This window comes from Oleiphilus sp. HI0066, from assembly GCF_001635725.1.
Window position 1 is genome coordinate 1 of record NZ_LWFH01000249.1, and the last position, 1,101, is coordinate 1,101.

Below are 1,101 nucleotides of genomic sequence, written 5' to 3' on the forward strand. Positions count from 1 at the left end.
GAGCTTAAATAAATCTTCTGCAAATTTTGGCAACTGACCGGTACCGTACAAAGACTCGTCATTGACGATGTACGGCAGGTATAGCTCTTCATAGCCATTAGTCTCGGTATGCGTATCAAGCATAAATTGAGCAAGAGCACGATGTAATTTAGCTAAGGCGCCACGCATCAATACAAAGCGCGATCCGGTTAGCTTACTTGCTGTTTCGAAATCTAATTTGCCCAAGCCTTCGCCTAACGCAACATGATCCTTCACTTCAAAATCAAACGTAGTTGGTTCGCCCCAAACAGCGACTTCGACGTTATCATTTTCGTCGTTACCAGTAGGAACCTCTTCGTCAGGAATGTTTGGCATTCCAGCTAACAACGCATTTATCTCATCTTGAAGAACTTTAAGCTCGGCTTTTTTCTCTTCTAAAGCAGCGCCCATCTTATCCATTTCAGCAATTAGTGGTGCAATATCTTCGCCGGCCGCTTTAGCTTTACCAATTCCCTTCGAACGGGCATTACGCTCGCTTTGCAAGGTCTCAGTTTCCACTTGAATCGCTTTACGTCTTTCTTCTAAAGCTTCAAATCCGGCTACATCAAGCTCATATTTTTTGATTTTAAGGCGCTCTGCAATTGCTTGAGCGTCGCTACGAATAAGTTTTGGATCTAACATGACTAATCAACTTCGTTTAATTTTGTTCAATTCTTTATGCGAGGCAGTAACGACTAATTACGATACCCAACCACAGTGCCGTAATAGACAACAACACTGAACTAAAAATATAAAGTAGCGCATACGAAAGCGCACCTTTCTCAATGAAAGCCCACACCTCTAGAGAGAACGCGGAAAAGGTCGTGAAAGCACCAAGGCCTCCCGCCATAATGACAGGTTTCAAGTCTGGGTGAATAATAGCTTTTTCGACAATCGCAACATAAGCTACTCCCATCAAAAACGACCCAACAACATTGACGGAAAGAGTCGCCCAAGGGAAAAAACGCTGGCCGACAAGAAGAGTGACACCGAAACGTAACAGTGCGCCAACTGCGCCTGCTATGGCAACGCCAATAAGCACTTTCATTTCCCTGCTCCCCCCCTTCTTGATTGTAGACGCAG

General features: G+C 44.5%; 1 protein-coding gene and 1 pseudogene. Both read right to left on the minus strand.

Annotated elements, in window-relative coordinates:
* Positions 1-660 (minus strand): annotated as a pseudogene (locus A3738_RS03880) (serine--tRNA ligase); the annotation flags it as partial.
* Positions 661-694: 34 nt separating this feature from the next.
* A partial coding sequence (gene crcB, locus A3738_RS03885) for a fluoride efflux transporter CrcB (protein ID WP_231876524.1) occupies positions 695-1,101 on the minus strand: 407 nt, incomplete at its 5' end.